Genomic DNA, 15,751 nt, shown 5'->3' with positions numbered 1-15,751 from the left:
GCCGCTAGTCAATGGCCCCGACCAGCGCCTGCGAGAAGGCGTGGGCGCTGAAAGGGCGCAAGTCATCTGCGCCTTCACCGACACCGATGAAGTGGATCGGCAGGTCATGCGCCTCGGCGATGGCCACCAGCACGCCGCCCTTGGCCGTGCCGTCCAGCTTGGTCATCACGAGGCCCGTCACCCCGGCCGTATGCCGGAACGCCTCGACCTGGCTGAGCGCATTCTGACCCACCGTGGCATCCAGCACGAGGATGACATCGTGCGGCGCGTCGGGGTCCAGCTTGCGCGCAACGCGCACGACCTTTTCCAGTTCTGCCATCAGTTCGGCCCGGTTCTGGAGGCGACCGGCCGTATCGACGAGCACGAGATCGAGATCTTCGCGTTTCGCCCGTTCAATGGCCTCGTAGACAAGGCCGGCGGCATCTGCGCCCGTCGGCTTTGACATGACGGGAATGCCCGCCCGGTCACCCCAGACGGTCAGCTGCTCAATGGCGGCCGCGCGGAACGTGTCGCCCGCCACGAGCAGCGCCTTCGCGCCCTGATCCTTCAGTTTCGAGGCGATCTTGCCGATCGTCGTCGTCTTTCCGGACCCATTGACCCCGACAAACAGCACAACGCGCGGACGCGGGCCGTCAGAAAAATCGACGATCTGCTCACGCGGCGCCAGAACAGACTCAATTTCGGCCGCAAGAGCCAGTTTGATCTCGTTTTCAGTGATTTCCCTGTCGAAGCGCTCCTTCGACAGGTTCCTGGTCACCCGCTGGGCAACCGCTGCGCCAAGGTCTGACGTGATCAGCAGGTCTTCGAGATCTTCGAGCGTTTCGTCATCCAGCCTGCGCTTGTTGAACGCTGCCAGGCCTGTTCCCAGCCGGGAGGATGAGCGCGCAAGGCCCGACCCGAGCCTGGCCACAAAGCCGGGATCATTTGCCTCTGCCTCGAGCGCCGCACGGGCCGCTGCCTCGCGTTCTTCACGCAGCCGGGCGGCCTCGCGCCGGTCTTCAAGCAGTTTCAGTTCGCCAGCCGCCTTGGCGCGCGCCGCTTCGCGTTCTTCGCGGGCCAGGCGGGCCGCCTCGGCCTCGGCTTCCAGCCGCCGGGCCTCGGCTTCATCGGCGCGGGAGAGCGCTTCGGCCCGGGCTGTTTCAGCCCGGCGGGCTTCATCGTCGAGGCGTCGGGCTTCCGCCTCGGCTTCAGCCGCTTCGCGGACCTGACGTTCTTCCCACTCCTTGTTGGCTTCGGCGACGACGCGCTCAATTTCGGCCTTTTCTGACTGTTTAGTGGCGGTTTCAGCCTCGCGGGCCGCAATCTCGTCAGCCGACAGTTCCGGCGCGACCATCGCCGCGCCAGCGGCCCTGGCCTCGTCCTGCTTCTTCTTTTTCCCGAACCACAGGATCATGCGAGCGTCCCAACCAGATGCGTCTTGTTGTGCCCGGTTATATGGGTACGCGCCACACGTCCAGCAGGCGGGAGATTGCCTTCCAGCTGCACAGGCGTGAAGTCAGCCAGGCGCGCGGATGCGCCGCGCTCGACCAGCGCATCGGCTGTCGTGCCGACATGGCGCGCGAGATGCGCAGCAAGGGCTGCTTCGCCGGCGGCGCGAAGGCGCGCAGCGCGGGCCTTGATGACCGCCTTGTCGAGCTGGGGCATACGCGCCGCCGGCGTGCCGGGCCGCGGGCTGTAAGGGAAGGCATGCAGGAAGGCGATGCTGCACTCCTCAACCAGCCGCAGTGAATTATCGAAATGCGCCTCGGTTTCGGTTGGGAAACCAGCGATCAGGTCTGCGCCAAAGGCGATATCCGGGCGCGCATCGCGCAGGCGATGCGTCAGGGCGATGGCATCGGCGCGGGAATGTCGGCGCTTCATGCGCTTGAGGATCAGGTCATCCCCATGCTGCAATGAAAGGTGCATGTAAGGGGCAAGGCGGGGGTCGGAGAGGGCCTCGACAAGGGCATCATCGATCTCGATGGCATCAATCGACGAGATGCGCAGCTGCGCGAGCCCCGGCACCAGTTTCAGGATTCGCTGAACCAGATTGCCGAGCTGGGGCGTGCCAGGCAGGTCGGCCCCCCAGCTGGTAAGGTCAACGCCCGTGAGCACGACTTCATGATGCCCGGTCTCAACAAGATGGCGCACCTGCGCCACGACTTCACCGGCCGGGACAGAGCGGGAATTGCCGCGCCCATATGGGATGATGCAGAACGTGCAGCGATGGTCACAGCCATTCTGAACCTGGACATAGGCGCGCGCCCGGCCGTCAAGACCGTCGATCAGGTGTACTGCGGTTTCGCGCACGGCCATGATGTCATTGACGCGCACTTTCTCGTGGCCGGTCAGCAAACTGTCCGGTTTCCAGGTCCCGGCCTGCATCTTCTCATGATTGCCGATGACGCGGGTGACTTCGGGCATCGCCGCGAACATGGCCGGATCGACCTGGGCGGCGCATCCGGTCACCAGGATGGGCGCGCCGGGATGGTCCTTCGCTGCGCGGCGGATCGCCTGCCGGGCAGAGCGCACCGCTTCCGATGTCACGGCGCATGTATTGATAATGACCGCGTCACCCAGACCTGCTTCGGTGGCATGATTGCGCATCACCTCCGATTCATAGGTGTTCAGGCGGCATCCGAGCGTGATCAGTGTCGGGCTGGAAGGCTTGGTCGTGTCAGTCATGGCGGGTTTCCAGAGGCCACATCGCGCCGTCCGGGCTGAGAATCAAGCCGCAAGCGCCAGTCAGCTTCAGATCACCGTCTCGAATTCCATTTCGACAGGGCCTGTCATGTAGACATGGTCATCACTGTCGCGCCAGTCGATCAGCAATTCGCCGCCATCCAGAATCAGCTTGGCCGTGCGTTCCGTCAGCCCGGCACGGGCCGCACAGACAAGGGCAGCGCAGGCGCCGGTGCCGCAGGCCTTGGTCAGGCCAGCCCCGCGTTCCCAGACGCGCAGCCGGATATGTTCCCGGTCGATGACCTGCGCAAACCCAACATTCGTGCCTTCCGGAAACAGCGGGTGCCACTCGACCAGTGGACCGAGCGCAGGGATGTCGAAATCGTCGACATTCTTGACGAAGAACACGGCGTGCGGATTGCCCATGGACACAACGGCCGGACGGGACAGGTAGGGCTTGTCCATCGGGCCGATCTTCACGTCGACGCCGCGCACATCCATCTTCTCGGCCAGCGGAATGTCTTCCCAGCCCATCAGCGGCGAGCCCATGTCGACCGTCACAAGTCCCCCCAGCGCCTTAAAGCCTTTCAGCATGTCGGCTTCGGTCTGGATCGTGACCATTGGCTTGCCGGTTTCCTCAAGGATGAGATGCGCCACGGCGCGCGCACCGTTCCCGCAAGCGGCCACTTCGCTGCCATCGGCATTCCAGATGCGCATGAATACGTCTTTTGTCGCGTCGCGTTCGAGCGCGATGACCTGGTCAGCCTGCAGATCGGCTGCGATCTGGCGCACCTGCTCCACCGTCGGCGCGAAGGGCGTCGAGCGGGCATCAAACACGGCAAACGCATTGCCGGCACCATTCATCTTCCAGACTTTCATTTGGCGTGTGTATTCCGTTTTCTGGTGGCGTCAAAGCGCGAGTTTCGATGGCTATTTCGGCAGGCGCGTGGCCACGACCCATCCGCCGACCTGCACGCAGAGGGCGAACAGCAGTGCGCCATGCATGAGCGGGTGGGAAACGAAAAGGGCGAGTATGGCGGTCGCGGCGCAGCCATAATCGACCAGATCACTTGACATGAGCCAACCCTGCGGCTGGCGGGCGCGGCGAACGTCAAACAGGGTCACGGTCCGCCAGACGCGGCCCATGTCGGGCGGGCCGAATTCCGCGAGCAGGTGTTTCGGGTCCAGAATGCCCGTCATTTCGGCGAGATCCTCGGCGCGGGCCTCCCCGAGCGAAATCGTGCGCTTGCGGGCCGATGTCCCGATCAGGCTGACCAGCGCGGACAGGATCACGGCCAGCGCCATAGCCGCAATGGTAAATCCGTCAAAAGGGCCGTATCCGCTCATGCCCCGTTATATAGGCACGACCATGCCGGACGGAAGCGCTGATCGATCAGCGTCGCGGAATCGCCGCCCAGTAGTCGAAGTCCAGAAGGACACCGCCAGCATATTTGCCGTCATCGCCCTTGTAGGCGAACGCGCCCGGGTCCTGGTCCTTTACCGCAACAAGGCGCAGGCGCAGCGCGCCGCACGTGTCCGATAGCGTCGCCTTGTCCAGCACTTCGCTCCACGCATAGATCGTGTCACCCGCAAACAGCGGGCTGACATGACTGCCAGCATTGATTGCGAGTATCTGCCCCGCATTGGCAAGGCCATTGAAGGCCAGTGAGCGGGCGATCGATATCACCACGCCGCCATAGATGAGACGCTTGCCGAAGCGGCTGTCCTTCTGGCCGTGCGCATCAAAGTGTACCTTGGCCGTGTTCTGGTAGAGGCGGGTGGCGATCTGGTGTTCGGCCTCTTCAACCGTCATCCCGTCGACATGGTTGATCTTCTCGCCCACAGCATAGTCGTCATAGGTGTAGGGACTGCCCGAAAGCGCCATATCCCATGTCTTCATGTCGGGAAAACCTGACAATTCGGATGCAGGCACGGCGGCCGGCAGGTCTGGCACCACCGCTTCCGGGGCCGGATTGTCCATCTCGTACTTGTTCACCATGACCCAGCGCACGAAGGACATGACCGGCTCGGCGCGCTGGTTTGTGCCCGTTGTCCGGACCCAGACAACGCCGGTTTTGCCGTTTGAGTTCTCCTTGATGCCAATCACCTTCGAAACAGTGTTCAGCGTGTCGCCCGGCATGACCGGCAGGAAGAAACGGCCATCCGCGTATCCGAGATTGGCCACCGCGTTCAGCGAGATGTCCGGAACGGACTTGCCGAAGACGACATGGAACGCGTGAAGGGGGTCAATCGCGAGGCCCGGCAGGCCGGCCGCCTTCGCAAATTCAGCCGAGGAATACTGCGCAAACCGGTTGCCGGCCATCGCGCGGTAGAGGGCGATATCCCCTTCGGTCAGCGTTTGCGGCGTCGCGTGGACGATGTCCATGCCGACATGGAAGTCCTCGAAATAGTTTCCGGGATTTGATTTCTGTGCGCTTGCCATCTGCCACCTCGTCTTATTGAGGCTTCAGCAGACAGGCCAGGCGGGTCAGCCGCGTCCGATGAAGCCGGTCAGGGTTTCGGCGAACACCTGCGCTTGGCTGGCATCCGAAATCAAGCCGGGAGAGACAAAAGGTGCGAGAACGAGCGAAATCGCCGCAGTCACGAGACCGGCGGCCATGACCTGCTGTTCGCGGCGCTCGACGAACTGGTCGAACATGCGCGGGCCCATCAGCATGTAGGGCAGCCCAAACATGCAGAAGCCCGCAAAGGCGATCAGAAGGCCAGCGAGGGTGATCAGTAAAGCTGTCATGCGCGCATACTGGCGCAGCAAGGCTGATTTTCCGTCGCCGGAATCGATCAAATTTCATCGAATCCGGCCAATAGTGAGGAATTCAGCAGTCAGTTCGCGCGGTCAGGTAATATCCAGAAGGCGTTCGACCGGACGCCCAAGCGCAGCATTCTCTCCCTTGATGCCAATCGGGCGCTGGATGATTTTCGGATTTTCGGCCATCGCCGCAAACACGGCGTCATCGCCTGCAGATGCCGGCAGGCCAGCCTCGGCCGCATTCTTCTCCCGCAGAAAGGCACGCGGACTGACATTGCCCAGCTTTTTGGCGATATCCTTGAGTTCCGCGAGGCTCAGCTGCTCTGACGCATTCATGTATTTGCGCACGACAGGTTTGATTCCATTGGCCTCAAGCAGCGCCAGGCCCTTGCGGGACGTGCTGCAGCCGGAATGGTGGAGCAGGATATAAGTCATGATCAGGCCGCCTCGAAGGCCTTGATGGCCTCATCCATTGCCACGGTGCGATGCGCCTCTTCGAGATGGAGCAGTTCGGTCATCTTCCCGTTCACTTTCAACACGCCCTTGCCGGCATTGTCAGGGTCAGCGAAGGCGTCGATTACGGCCTTGGCCTGTTCAACCTCATGCGCACTGGGCGCGAAGATGCGATTGGCCGTTTCAAGTTGTGACGGGTGGATCAGCGTCTTGCCGTCAAAACCGAGCGTGCGGCCCTGCTCGCATTCATCCATCAGGCCGTGTTCGTCCTTGATATCGTTGAACACGCCGTCAATGGCCACCAGGCCATAGGCGCGCGCCGCAGCGATGCTGAGGCCCAGCGCGGTCTGGAAGGCCAGCCTGTCGGGCGTCGGACGGGCCCGGTATTCCTTGGCCAGGTCATTCGTTCCCATGACGAAGGTGATGAGGCGGGTGCGGTGGGCCGCTTCGGCGATCTCCTGGATATTCAGGATGGCGAGCGGCATTTCGATCATCACCCAGAGTCCCATGTCGGGCGACGCACCGGCCGCGGTTAACGCTGTGTCGATCCGGTCAATATCGGCGCCGGAGACAACTTTTGGCACCAGAATGGCGTCTGCGCCGGCTTTTGCCGCCATTTTCAGATCATCAGCGCCCCATTCAGTGTCGAGGCCATTGATTCGCACGACGATCTCTCGGGGATCGTAACCGCCGCCCTCGACCGCCGCCTGAATGGCCGCGCGCGCCTCGGTCTTGGCGTCTGGCGCCACCGCATCTTCGAGATCAAAAATCAATGTGTCCGCACCCAGCGTCTTCGCTTTTTCAAGCGCCCGTGTATTCGCGCCCGGCATGTAGAGGCAGGAGCGGCGTGGGCGATGGGCGTTGGCTGACATGGGGCGGTCCTTGACGGTTGACTTGTGATTGGGGAAGGGGTGGCCTCATTGTTCAAAGAAATCAAGATGACCAAGGGACCGCCATGCCAGACTTACCGGTGACCGGACACACTTCAGCGGGGTTCGAGCCCGTCCGCGATGCGTTCGCCGCCAATTTCCGTGATGATGGTGAGCTGGGCGCGGGATTCGCCGTCATGCTGGACGGAGAGGTTATTGTGGATCTGCTGGGCGGCTGGGCCGACAGGCAGAAGACGCGGGAATGGGACGCCCGCACGCTGGTGCCTGTCTATTCGACCACGAAAGGTATTTCCGCGCTCGTGCTCGCCGCCCTCGTTGCAGACCTGCAAGCAGGTTACGAAACGCGGGTCGCAGAGATCTGGCCCGAATTTGCCGCCAATGGCAAAGACGCCGTGACGATTGGCGAACTGGCCAGCCATCAGGCTGGCCTGCCGGGCTTCATGGACGAAATTGATCCAGACCTCTGGCTTGATCCACCCGCCTGCGCCGCCGCCATCGCCGCGCTCGCCCCCCTCTGGCCGCCCGCAAGCGCCCATGGCTACCATCCGCTGACTTGGGGCTATCTGGTCGGAGAACTCGCGCGCCGCATCAGCGGCATGACGCTGGGCACGTGGTTGCGCGATAAGGTCTGTGAGCCGAAGGGAATCGACTTTTATATCGGGCTGCCAGCCGGCGAGCACGCACGCTGCGCCGACATTCGTCGGCCGTCCGCCCTGCCGGAGCTGGGTGACATGACCGAGCCGAAACGCGCGGCCTTTGGCACCAAATGGTCGTCCCCGAACCGGGGCGGCGCAATCTGGCGCGAGATTGAAATCCCATCTGCAAACGGCCATGGCACCGCTGCCAGCATCGCTGCACTGTATGATGCCTATGCCAATGGCGGCACTTTGGCAGGCATGCCCCTGATGCCTGAGCAGGCATTTGATGCACTGACCCGCGCCCGTGTGGATGGGCCCGACCTCGTCCTGAACATGTCGACCAGTTTCGGGGCCGGCATCATGCGCAATTCCCATGGCCTGTTCGGGCCGAATGCCGAAACCGTCGGTCATTGCGGATGGGGCGGCTCGATGGCGATTGCAGACAGGGACCGGCGCCTGACCTGCGCCTATGTGATGAACAGGCAATCGAATGTTCTCGTTGGCGATCCCCGCGCCGTTCGGCTGGTCAATGCTGTTTACGGCTGCCTCTGACATGCTGGGCCAAGTCGACTGGCCTGCATTCCTGATCGCCATGGCTGTGGTTGAGCTGACCCCCGGTCCCAACATGGGCTGGCTGGCCGCCCTGTCTGCCAGGTCCGGGCGGCGCGCCGGCCTGATGGCGGTTGCCGGCGTGACGCTGGGCCTGCTCGTTCAGCTGGTCGCTGCGGCCACGGGTCTGTCAACGCTGCTCGCCGCTTCCCCGATCGTGTACGAGTCCCTGCGCTGGGCGGGGGTTGCCTTCATGCTTTATCTCGCCTGGGAAGCCTATTCCGATGCCGGGTCGGCATCGGCAGTGCGCGGCGACGGGCGCGCCGGTTTCTATCGGGGACTGGTGGCCAATCTCCTGAACCCGAAGGCGCTGGTCTTCTATCTGCTGGTTGTCGGCCAGTTTGCGGATCCAGCGCAAGGCGCAATCTGGATTCAGATCCTCCTCCTTGGCCTCATCCATCTCGCCCTGGCCATTCTGGTACATGTCGGCATTGTTCTGCTTGGTGCCCGCCTCGGCGCAGTCCTTGAAAATTGGCGCACATCGCTGCCCGCCAGGCTTGGATTTGCCATTGCATTGGTGGGAATTGCCATATGGATCGGTATTTCAACGGGCCGGACGCATTAGCGTATTCTGGCACATCTATTGCAGGATGGGGCGCGGACCCGTTGGTCCCCATCTATGCAATTCCTGCCCTGTCGCGCCCCCTGGCCGGCGGGGCTTTTTTGTTTCAGGCGGGCCGCGCCGTGCGCGCCAGGCGCCGCGCCCTGGCTTCGCCGAGCAGGCTGTCGGTCGTGTAGATTGCGAGCGCAGCCCAGATACAGCCGAAAGCAATGGCATGCGTCCAGCCAAAGGTTTCACGGAAAATCAGGGTCGCGATCAGGAATTGCAGCGTGGGGCCGATATACTGCATCATGCCGACAGTTGAGAGCTTGAGGCGCTTGGCCGCCAGCCCGAACAGGATCAGGGGCGTGGCCGTGATCGGTCCAGCCGCCATCAGCAGGAGCACATCCCAGCCGCCCGTGCCCATGACGCGGCCCTCCGGCTGCTGCAGGAACCAGCTGAACCAGGCCAGCGCCAAAGGCGTCAGCACGACAACCTCGACCAGGAATCCGGCACGGCTGTCAATCGCGACCTTCTTGCGGATGACCGAGTAGAAGGCGAATGTGAAGCAGAGGCCCAGAGCCACCCACGGGATGTGGCCGAAGGCGATTGCCATCACGCCAACTCCGATCGCGGCCACCACAACGGCGCCCCATTGCGCCGGCCGCAGGCGTTCGGAAAAAATCAGCATGCCGAGCAGCACGTTGACCAGCGGGTTGATGTAATAGCCGAGCGAGGCTTCCATCGTGCGGCCCTGGTTCACTGCCCAGATGTAGATCAGCCAGTTGACGCCGATCAGCAGGCCCGAGAGCGCAAGCCATTTGAGGTTCCGCCACTGGAAGGCTGACCGGATATCGCGCCAGTTCGCTGCCAGCGCGATCAGGAGGATCGCCGTCGGCACGGACCAGATGATCCGGTGCGCGAGGAACTCGACCGCGCCGATATGATCCATCGCGCGGATATAGAGCGGCAGCGACCCCCAGATGAAATAGGCGCCGAGGGCAGCAGGAAATCCGAGGCGCAGGGGGGATGATGTGCTCATGGCGTGCGATGTAGGCGCAGCCGAACCCGCACGCCACCCAAAACTTGCTCATGCAGGGATCAGGTTTTCTTCACGCCTGGACACAAGCGATTTCAGCCGGTCGTTACGGCCTGCTTTTCCGGTTTCAGAACACCGCGGTTCAACAGCTCTTCGGCAATCTGGATCGCATTGAGCGCAGCGCCCTTGCGAAGATTGTCCGAAACACACCAGAAGGCGAGGCCGTTCTCGACAGTCGGGTCCTTGCGGACGCGGCTGATGAAAGTCGCCCAGTCACCCACGCATTCCTTCGGCGTGATGTAGAGCTCTTCCTTCGGGTCATCGACCAGCATGATGCCTGGGCTTTCGCGCAGGAGCTTCTTGGCCTCTGCGGCGCTCATCGGGCCGGCCAGTTCAATGTGCACGGCTTCGGAGTGCCCGACAAAAACGGGAACGCGCACGCACGTCGCCACCAGCTCGATGGACGGATCGAGGATCTTCTTCGTCTCCTCGCGCATTTTCCACTCTTCCTTGGTGAACCCATCTTCCATGAACACGTCGATCTGCGGGATCACGTTGAAGGCGATTTCCTTCTGGAAGACCTGCGGCGTCGGCTCGTCATTGACGAAGATGCCCTTGGTCTGATTCCAGAGTTCATCCATGCCATCCTTGCCCGCGCCGGACACGGACTGATAGGTCGCAACCACGACGCGCGTAATGCCGACCGCGTCATGGATCGGCTTCAGGGCGACGACCAGCTGCGCCGTTGAGCAGTTCGGGTTGGCGATAATGTTCCTGGCCGCATAGCCCATGACAGCGTCGGCATTCACTTCCGGCACAACCAGCGGCACGTCCTTGTCCATGCGCCAGGCCGACGAATTGTCGATCACGATCGCTCCGGCTGCCGCGATCTTCGGCGCCCACTGCTTCGAGATCGTACCGCCGGCAGACATGAGGACCAGGTCAACCCGGGTAAAATCGAAATTCCCGAGGTCATGGCACTTCAGCGTCCTGTCACCATAGCTGACTTCCTTGCCAATCGAGCGCCGCGAGGCGACTGCAAAGACTTCATCGGCGGGGAACAGGCGCTCGTCCAGAATGTTGAGGAGCTCGCGCCCGACATTCCCTGTTGCGCCGACAACTGCAATCCGCATGGCCATGATATTTGAAGCTCCATCCTGTAATCCGCAGGCTTATGGCGCATCTTTATGCCATGTGCAAAGCCTGTTGCCATCGTGTTATGTGTAAGGCAGGACCAATCCTGTCCTGAACCCTGGGAGGCCTGTTCGTGCTTGATGAAGTGATTGCCCGCTACATCGCCAGTTACAACGCCCGCGACATTGATGGAATGATCGGGTGCGTAACTGATGACGTCGTGTTCGAAAATATCTCGAACACCGGCCAATCCATGCGCCTGGACGGCAAGGACATGATGCGTCAGGTGGCAGACCTGTCCGGGAATGCCTTCTCCTATCGCCGTCAGCGGCTTGTCAATGTCGTGACCGGTGCCGGAAAGGCCGCGGCCGAGATCGAATTCGAGGGCAAGGCGGCTGTCGACCTGCCCAATGGCATACGTGCCGGCGAAACCGTGAAGATCCGGGGCGCGAGCTTCTTCGAATTCCGCGGCAACCTGCTCTGCCGGATCGCCGATTACAGCTGAACGCTGCGGCGGGAACCGACGTCAGGCCCGCTTGTTGCGTCGTGTATGGGGCTGCACGAACATGTAGAGACCGGTCACCAGCATCAAAAATAGCGGCGGCAGGGGCGCATAGACGAGCCATGCAGCCGGTTTCGTCACGGCCATGCTCACGAAATTGGCAATCACGGCCAGCGTGAAGATGATCGAGAGCCAGCGATGGCTTTGCCGGATCCGGTTGTTCCAGTTCATATGCAACTCCTTTGAGATGAGACGGTTCGCTAGTCGATGCGGGCCAGTACCTGTGCGAGATTGTCGAGGAATCGCGGCCATCCTGCGGTCGCGCCCATGAGATACCGGGGCTGATCGGTTCTGAACCCGGTCTGCTCCATGCGTAGCAATGTTCCGGAGCCGGACGGTTTCAGCGTCCAGGTCACGACCGTGTCCAGAGTGCCGTCACCCCATGTATAGGACAGCGATTTTCCCGCTTCGACCGTCGTCACTTCGCCCGTCACCGCGCCCCATTCGGCTGAAAAGCTGAACACGCGCCCGACGTCCGGCAGGAAATCGGTCTTCATCAGCCACTCCTCCAGCAGGTGCGGCTGGGTCAGCGCCCGCCAGATCTTTTCCGGCGGATGGGGCAGTTCGCGCTCGATGATGACGGAACGGGTCTCGTTTGAGGGATCACTCATTGGTCCATCCTCTTCAGCAGATCTTCAAGCGCATCAAAGCGGCGCTGCCAGAACACGGTCATTTCACGCGTCCAGTCGGCCATCGGCGCCAGCGCTTCCGGCTTTGCGCTGTAACGGGTCTGGCGGCCTTCAGGCCGGTCGTGGACCAGGCCTGCCCGTTTCAGGATGCCCAGATGTTTGGAAACAGCCGGCTGGGACACGCCGGCTTCAGCCGTCAACGCTGCGACTGTCAGGTCTCCGTCGCGACAAAGACGCTCGAACAATGCCCGCCGCGTCGGATCGGCGAGAGTCTTGAACAGGACATCATGGGCTTGAGGCATGGGAAAGATAACTCACTGGCTATGGATCATACTCATAACCCGCGAGTTATATTTAAGTCAACCTGCCCTGTCACCGGCCAGAATTGCGCCCGCGCCTAGGCAGGCTCCCTGAGTTCCGGTCTGCGCAGGTCAGCTGCCAGCCCCTCGCCCATCAGGTCGATGAAATTGCCGGAATAGAAGGCCTCTACCGCGCGGGAAGACGTTCCCTTAAGGCTCTCATCGAACCGTTTCAGCGGATTGCGCCCGCCTTCGACGTGCGGGTAATCCGACGAGAACATGCAGATCTCCTCGCCCGCATTGGCGATGATCCATCCCGCATCCTCGTGTGGATAGGGCGCTGCGCGGAACTGGCGTCGAACGATCTCCGACGGTTTCGCAGACAGGCTCTGCAGGCGCGTCTCGTTGCGCATGAAGGCGTGCGCCGCCGAATCCATGGATCGCATCCATCCCGGCACCCAGGCCGCGCCGAGTTCAATCGCGCCGAATTTCAGGCGCGGGAACCGGTCGAACACGCCATCGAAAATCATCGTCGCCAGCGTCTGCATCGCCGCGTTAGGGATAGGCATATAGCTGACCGAGGTGAAATTGTCGTCGCCGCCATGGAAGTCCGGCACCGGCGGCAGGCCGTTTTCCTTGTAGACCGGGTTCAGCTTGTCCTCACCGCCGACATGGAACAGGATCGGCAGACCCGCCTCCTCAGCCATCGCCCAGACCGGATCGAGTCCGACATGGCTCGGCGCATGCTTCTGCGGGCATTTCGATGGCACCATCAGCGCCGTCGCCCCCATCTGAATGGCATTGCGAGCGGTCATGATCGCCCGGTCGATGTCTTCCAGCGGAATGTACGCCGTCGCCAGCAGGCGGCGGTCGACCGAACAGAAATCCGTCATCATCCGGTTATGGGCCTCTGCGGCCGCGTAGCACAACTCCATGTCATCGCCCTGGTCGAGGCCGAAATTGCCAAGGCAGAAGGTCGTGAACACGAGCTGGCTGGCAAAGCCCAGAAGGTCGAGCGCTTCGGGCCGGTCGGCCGCGCGGAAGGCGCCGTGCGCTTCGTAATTCTTCCGTAGCAGGATGTTCTCGGCAAGGCCTGACCGGAAAGCCGGGTCATCATGGGCGCCGAGTTTGCCATTGACGAAATTGTCGAAGGATTTCTTCCATTTGTAGGCTGGAAGATCGTGATAGCGCGCCAGCAGCTTCGCGTCGAAATACGGATCGAGACAGTCGCTTGATTCCATCAAGTGGCTGTCGGCATCATGCACAAGACGGTTGCCTGCATAGGTCATTGACGTTTCCTCCGATTGTTTTTGGAGAAACGTGCCACAAGCCCTGCAGCCTGACAAACCTGTCGAGAGGTCAGAGCGCGGCGATAATCGCGTCGGCCATGGCCTTCGTGCCGAGATCGCCGCCAAGATCCCTGGTCCGCGCGCCCTGGTCGAGCGCCTTGCCGACGGCCGCGAACAGGGCGTCCGCCACCTTTTCACGGCCCAGCGACCAGCGCAGAGCCATTTCCAGCGACAGGATCATGGCACACGGGTTGGCAATGCCCTGTCCGGCAATATCGGGCGCTGACCCGTGGACGGGCTCATACAGGCCGGGCGTTCCGGGGCCGCCGAGCGAGGCCGATGGCAGCATGCCGATCGAACCGGTCAGCATGGAGGCCTCATCCGACAGAATGTCACCGAACAGGTTGCCCGCAAGGATGACGTCAAACTGTTTCGGCGCGCGCACCAGTTCCATCGCGCAGGCGTCGGCATACATGTGGGTGAGGTCAATGCCGCCACCGAATTCGGCATGAGCCAGCGTCACTTCCTGACGCCAGAACAGGCCGGATTCCATGACATTGGATTTCTCGACGGAGCACACCCTGCCCGAGCGGCCGCGTGCAATGTCGAACGCCACGCGTGTCACGCGCTCGATTTCAGGATGCGTATAGAGCGCCGTGTCATAGCCGCGGCGATGGCCGTTTTCATCGGTATCAATGCCCCGCGGCTGGCCGAAATAGACGTCGCCCGTCAGTTCTCGCACGATCATCAGGTCCAGACCCTCGATGATTTCCCGCTTCAGGCTGGAGGCGTCGACAAGGGCCGGGAAACAATAGGCAGGGCGCAGGTTGGCGAAGACATCAAGCCCCTTCCGGATGGCGAGCAGGCCGGCTTCGGGGCGTTTGTCGCGCGCCACGTCAGTCCATTTGGGGCCGCCCACGGCGCCGAGCAGAACGGCATCGGCCTTGCGGGCCTGGCCAAGCGTGGCCTCGGTCAGCGGCGCTCCGTGCATGTCATAGGATGCCCCGCCCACGAGCCCGGTCTCGAACTTCAGGTCAGGCGCCACGAGTTCAGCCACGCGGCGCGCCTGCGCCATGACTTCCGGACCAATGCCATCCCCGGGAAGCAACAGGACTGTCTGATTCATGGATTATCTAGTCACTCATTGTCGACGGAGGGTCCATATAGCCCCGGCGCGAACGCATGTCATCCATGGTTTTGGCGGCGGCAGTTTTGTTCCGCTCGTCAATCACCGCCCAAGTCGCCCTGTTGTAGCATATTCTCTTCGGCAAGATTGTGCCTGACTCGGTGATCGTACGGCATTCCTGCTTCGCGCCCTCTTCAAGAGTCATCTCCTCATGCTGAAAAGATGTACAGGCGGTGAGAACAATTCCTGCCGCAAGAACAGCTATATGGTGCCTCATTACCGATCTCCTTCCTGGTGCCGGGCCTGGGTTCTGCAAGGCCTGTAAGATCTAGCAGGTTCCTGTCGTGGAGCAGCCAGTATTCAGCCGCTGGAAATTGTCAGTCGATTCCTTGGCATTCTGGTTGGTGTATTTGTCATATTCGACCCAGGCCGAAACGGTCTTGCACTCTCGCTTGGCAAAGCGGGTACCCGTTACCTTCATCGAACGGCAGACAATGTCTTCATCGACGCCGGCGACCTGGAAGTGCTCTCCGTCTTCAGGTGCAACGGCCGGAACGGCCGCCTGCGGCGCAACCGGCGCAGCCTGGCACCCTGCGATCATGAGGGCCGAAACGGATGCTATGAGATACTTCATGTCTGATTTCCTTTGCGGCTTCATTTCCGGCGTCTCGATTGCGTTAATTCGTGCTGACCGAACCGCCCGTATTCAGGCGCTGGAACTTTTCCGTTGCCTCTTTGGCGTTCTGGTTCGTGTAGGTATCGTATTCATTCCATGCCGTGACCGTCTTGCATTCACGCTTGGCAAAACGCGTACCCGTCACCTTCATCGAACGGCACACAATGTCTGTGTCTGCCGCGGCAGCGTCTGTCGTCCCGGCCGCTGCCAGTGTAGCCGCTTCATCCGCAGCCGCAACAGGCGCGGCTGGGGATGAAGCTGCCGTCTCCGTCGCCGCAGGCGCACTCTGGCATGCCGCAAGAACCACGAAAGACAGGGCCGCCAGGCCCATCAGGTAAGTACGCTTCATTCTGCAATTCCTTCAATTTGATTGCGAGTTTCATAGGAAACCTTTTCCCTGCGGGCAACAGGTGTGTGCGTGATCCGCCCATTTGCCGC

General features: G+C 61.8%; 20 protein-coding genes. 3 read left to right on the top strand and 17 right to left on the bottom strand.

Annotation, left to right across the window (positions count from 1 at the left end):
• Positions 1–4: 4 nt before the first annotated feature.
• From ftsY to ACQ66M_RS07760, 8 genes are all read right to left on the bottom strand, one after another.
• Positions 5–1,393 (bottom strand): signal recognition particle-docking protein FtsY, encoded by a 1,389-nt coding sequence (gene ftsY / locus ACQ66M_RS07795; protein ID WP_430402983.1) that lies wholly within the window; start codon positions 1,391–1,393, stop codon positions 5–7.
• The gene (gene mtaB, locus ACQ66M_RS07790) at positions 1,390–2,664 is read right to left on the bottom strand and encodes a tRNA (N(6)-L-threonylcarbamoyladenosine(37)-C(2))-methylthiotransferase MtaB (RefSeq protein WP_430402981.1); all 1,275 of its coding nucleotides are present in this window, start codon (positions 2,662–2,664) and stop codon (positions 1,390–1,392) included. The genes ftsY and mtaB overlap by 4 nt, the downstream gene beginning before the upstream one ends.
• 66 nt (positions 2,665–2,730) lie before the next feature.
• Complete coding sequence (gene dapF / locus ACQ66M_RS07785) at positions 2,731–3,540, bottom strand: diaminopimelate epimerase (protein ID WP_350173357.1); 810 nt, start codon at positions 3,538–3,540, stop codon at positions 2,731–2,733.
• Positions 3,541–3,591: 51 nt separating this feature from the next.
• Positions 3,592–4,008: a hypothetical protein gene (locus ACQ66M_RS07780; RefSeq protein WP_350173355.1), complete on the bottom strand. Its 417-nt coding sequence runs from the start codon at positions 4,006–4,008 to the stop codon at positions 3,592–3,594.
• A gap of 46 nt (positions 4,009–4,054) precedes the next feature.
• Positions 4,055–5,104: a MaoC family dehydratase gene (locus tag ACQ66M_RS07775; protein WP_430402979.1), complete on the bottom strand. Its 1,050-nt coding sequence runs from the start codon at positions 5,102–5,104 to the stop codon at positions 4,055–4,057.
• Between the two features lie 45 nt (positions 5,105–5,149).
• The gene (locus ACQ66M_RS07770; RefSeq protein ID WP_430402977.1) at positions 5,150–5,413 is read right to left on the bottom strand and encodes a hypothetical protein; all 264 of its coding nucleotides are present in this window, start codon (positions 5,411–5,413) and stop codon (positions 5,150–5,152) included.
• 102 nt (positions 5,414–5,515) lie between these two features.
• A complete protein-coding gene (locus ACQ66M_RS07765; RefSeq protein WP_350173349.1) occupies positions 5,516–5,863 on the bottom strand; it encodes an ArsC/Spx/MgsR family protein in 348 nt (115 codons plus the stop codon).
• Between the two features lie 2 nt (positions 5,864–5,865).
• The gene (locus ACQ66M_RS07760; RefSeq protein ID WP_350173347.1) at positions 5,866–6,753 is read right to left on the bottom strand and encodes an HpcH/HpaI aldolase/citrate lyase family protein; all 888 of its coding nucleotides are present in this window, start codon (positions 6,751–6,753) and stop codon (positions 5,866–5,868) included.
• A gap of 83 nt (positions 6,754–6,836) precedes the next feature.
• On the opposite strand from ACQ66M_RS07760, the gene ACQ66M_RS07755 reads away from it, so the two are divergent.
• The gene (locus tag ACQ66M_RS07755; RefSeq protein WP_430402975.1) at positions 6,837–7,961 is read left to right on the top strand and encodes a serine hydrolase domain-containing protein; all 1,125 of its coding nucleotides are present in this window, start codon (positions 6,837–6,839) and stop codon (positions 7,959–7,961) included.
• Between the two features lies 1 nt (position 7,962).
• Positions 7,963–8,583: a LysE family translocator gene (locus tag ACQ66M_RS07750; RefSeq protein WP_350173343.1), complete on the top strand. Its 621-nt coding sequence runs from the start codon at positions 7,963–7,965 to the stop codon at positions 8,581–8,583.
• 103 nt (positions 8,584–8,686) lie between these two features.
• Here ACQ66M_RS07750 and rarD read toward each other — a convergent pair whose 3' ends face one another.
• Both rarD and ACQ66M_RS07740 read right to left on the bottom strand, forming a co-directional pair.
• Positions 8,687–9,601 carry an EamA family transporter RarD gene (gene rarD / locus ACQ66M_RS07745; protein WP_430402972.1) on the bottom strand — a complete coding sequence of 305 codons (915 nt, stop codon included), beginning with the start codon at positions 9,599–9,601 and terminating at the stop codon, positions 8,687–8,689.
• A gap of 92 nt (positions 9,602–9,693) precedes the next feature.
• Positions 9,694–10,737 (bottom strand): aspartate-semialdehyde dehydrogenase, encoded by a 1,044-nt coding sequence (locus tag ACQ66M_RS07740; protein ID WP_430402970.1) that lies wholly within the window; start codon positions 10,735–10,737, stop codon positions 9,694–9,696.
• 128 nt (positions 10,738–10,865) lie between these two features.
• Between ACQ66M_RS07740 and ACQ66M_RS07735 the strand changes: the two genes are divergently transcribed.
• The gene (locus ACQ66M_RS07735; protein ID WP_430402968.1) at positions 10,866–11,237 is read left to right on the top strand and encodes a nuclear transport factor 2 family protein; all 372 of its coding nucleotides are present in this window, start codon (positions 10,866–10,868) and stop codon (positions 11,235–11,237) included.
• A 21-nt stretch (positions 11,238–11,258) separates the two neighbouring features.
• Here ACQ66M_RS07735 and ACQ66M_RS07730 read toward each other — a convergent pair whose 3' ends face one another.
• The 7 genes from ACQ66M_RS07730 to ACQ66M_RS07700 all read right to left on the bottom strand — a co-directional run bounded on the left by ACQ66M_RS07730 (position 11,259) and on the right by ACQ66M_RS07700 (position 15,662).
• On the bottom strand, positions 11,259–11,465 hold the full coding sequence (locus tag ACQ66M_RS07730; protein WP_430402966.1) for a hypothetical protein: 207 nt from the start codon (positions 11,463–11,465) through the stop codon (positions 11,259–11,261).
• A gap of 29 nt (positions 11,466–11,494) precedes the next feature.
• The gene (locus ACQ66M_RS07725; RefSeq protein WP_350173334.1) at positions 11,495–11,905 is read right to left on the bottom strand and encodes an SRPBCC family protein; all 411 of its coding nucleotides are present in this window, start codon (positions 11,903–11,905) and stop codon (positions 11,495–11,497) included.
• On the bottom strand, positions 11,902–12,225 hold the full coding sequence (locus tag ACQ66M_RS07720; RefSeq protein WP_430402964.1) for an ArsR/SmtB family transcription factor: 324 nt from the start codon (positions 12,223–12,225) through the stop codon (positions 11,902–11,904). The genes ACQ66M_RS07725 and ACQ66M_RS07720 overlap by 4 nt, the downstream gene beginning before the upstream one ends.
• A gap of 95 nt (positions 12,226–12,320) precedes the next feature.
• Entirely contained in the window at positions 12,321–13,511 is a 1,191-nt protein-coding gene (locus ACQ66M_RS07715) for an amidohydrolase family protein (protein ID WP_430402962.1), read from the bottom strand.
• A gap of 70 nt (positions 13,512–13,581) precedes the next feature.
• The gene (gene leuB, locus ACQ66M_RS07710) at positions 13,582–14,637 is read right to left on the bottom strand and encodes a 3-isopropylmalate dehydrogenase (RefSeq protein WP_430402960.1); all 1,056 of its coding nucleotides are present in this window, start codon (positions 14,635–14,637) and stop codon (positions 13,582–13,584) included.
• Positions 14,638–14,965: 328 nt separating this feature from the next.
• On the bottom strand, positions 14,966–15,271 hold the full coding sequence (locus ACQ66M_RS07705; protein WP_430402958.1) for a hypothetical protein: 306 nt from the start codon (positions 15,269–15,271) through the stop codon (positions 14,966–14,968).
• 43 nt (positions 15,272–15,314) lie between these two features.
• Complete coding sequence (locus ACQ66M_RS07700; protein WP_430402956.1) at positions 15,315–15,662, bottom strand: hypothetical protein; 348 nt, start codon at positions 15,660–15,662, stop codon at positions 15,315–15,317.
• Positions 15,663–15,751 lie beyond the last annotated feature (89 nt).

It is taken from the genome of Hyphomonas sp., assembly GCF_965284475.1.
GTDB lineage: Bacteria > Pseudomonadota > Alphaproteobacteria > Caulobacterales > Hyphomonadaceae > Hyphomonas.
This window is presented reverse-complemented; position numbering and strand designations above follow the sequence as displayed.